The sequence below is a fragment of the Streptomyces sp. SAS_272 genome (assembly GCF_052543235.1).
Genome location: NZ_JBMNDR010000211.1, coordinates 1 through 1,597, shown reverse-complemented (window position 1 = coordinate 1,597; position 1,597 = coordinate 1). Strand labels below are relative to the sequence as shown.

1 protein-coding gene and 1 pseudogene are annotated in these 1,597 nt (G+C 66.0%); one reads left to right on the top strand and one right to left on the bottom strand.

Going from position 1 to position 1,597, the window contains the following annotated elements:
• Positions 1–171 precede the first annotated feature (171 nt).
• Positions 172–999, top strand: a pseudogene (locus tag ACN6LD_RS42195) (IS5 family transposase).
• A gap of 5 nt (positions 1,000–1,004) precedes the next feature.
• Here the strand turns inward: ACN6LD_RS42195 and ACN6LD_RS42190 are convergent.
• The gene (locus ACN6LD_RS42190) at positions 1,005–1,382 is read right to left on the bottom strand and encodes a hypothetical protein (protein ID WP_319188298.1); all 378 of its coding nucleotides are present in this window, start codon (positions 1,380–1,382) and stop codon (positions 1,005–1,007) included.
• Between the last annotated feature and the right edge of the window lie 215 nt (positions 1,383–1,597).

Sequence of the window (1,597 nt, the reverse complement as noted above, 5' to 3'; positions counted from 1 at the left end):
AAGGCCTCCGTGCGGTGAAGATTCGACACCTCCACCACACACGGGGGCCTTCGCCACGATCAAGTCCGACCCGCGTCAACAACGCTCGTGATCAATACAACTAGAGCGTGTCTCTTTGATCGGTTGGTCAGTTGATCGGATGTGTCCGTCCGGTTAGTGATCAGTGATGCGATGTGGGACCGGATCGAGCCGCTGATGCCGGCCGATCCGGTCCGCGGTCGGCGGTGGGCCGATCACCGCCGAACCTTGGAGGCCATCGCATGGAAGTACCGAACCTGCTCGCCCTGGCGAGACCTGCCCGACGAGCTCGGCTCGTTCCAGACCGCTCACAAACGGCTGATCAGGTGGGCCGTGGACGGCACCTGGGAACGCATCTTTGCCGCGGTCCTGGCAGCGGCCGAGGGTGCTGACGACATCGGCTGGATCGTGTCGGTGGCCTCCACCGTCTGCCGGGCTCACCAGCACGCCGCCGGAGCCAGGAAAAAGGGGCTCCAGGCCGGACCGAACCCGACGACCACGCGCTCGGGCGCTCCCGAGGCGGCCTGAGCACGAAGGTCCACCGCCAGCGACGGCCATGCACGACCCCTGGCCCTCCGCGTCACCGCAGGCCAGGCGGGTGACGCCCCGGCCTTCGAGAGCGTCATGGCCGGCATCCGTGTTCCGCGAAGCGGACCGGGAAGACCGAGGACCCGGCCCGATGCCGTCCTAGCGGACCGCGCGTACTCATCCCGCGCGATCCGAAGTCACCTCCGCCCACGCGGAATCCGCGCTGTCATCCCCCAGCCCTCCGACCAGATCGGCCACCGTCTGCGGCGAGGTCACGCCGGCGGTCGCCCACCGGCTTTCGACTCTGAGGCGTACAAGCAGCGCAACGCGGTCGAACGGTGCATCAACCGGCTCAAGCAGTGGCGCGGCCTGGCCATGCGAACCGACAAGCTGGCCATCGCCTACCAGGCCGCACTCCATCTCGCCGCCATCCTCATCTGGGTCCGGCGATAGCCCGCTCAGCGATAGACCACCCAGTGCGCGTCCGTCGGCCAGGATCCCGTGGCAACGATCTGCTGCACGAGCCTGAACGCCTCATGGATGGGGACGGTGTCCTCGTCCAGATACTCGTCGCCCTGCCCGTTCGAGAGGACGAACCCGTCGCTCGACCCCTGAGCCCCGGGGTCCACGGCATGCTCGCCTGGATCGCCCTCGTCTTCGAGAAGCATCACCATCGCGCGCTCGGTATTCGTCACGAAGGCCAGCGCCCGTCCGGACGAACTAGTCAGCCACGTCTCCAGCTGCCCGCTGCCGATCCTCGACCGAAGAGCCTCCGGCACCACCTCGGACGACACAGGGACAGGGCTGTCGTCATTGATCACCCAGGACTCGATCACGAGCACGACGATCTCACGGACGATCTAAGCTTGTTTTTTTAACCTCTGAGTGCTCGCTAGTGGCGTCGTCAGGAACCTGGGTTGCGTTGCTCGGCTTGAGCCTTGTGGACTTCGCTAAGGTGCCTTACCTGCCGCCGCGTCAGCAATGCATCGATCGGTTCGAGAACCCGATCCCACGCGCGGTCCGCTTCTGAGGACTGATTGCGAGTCCGTGC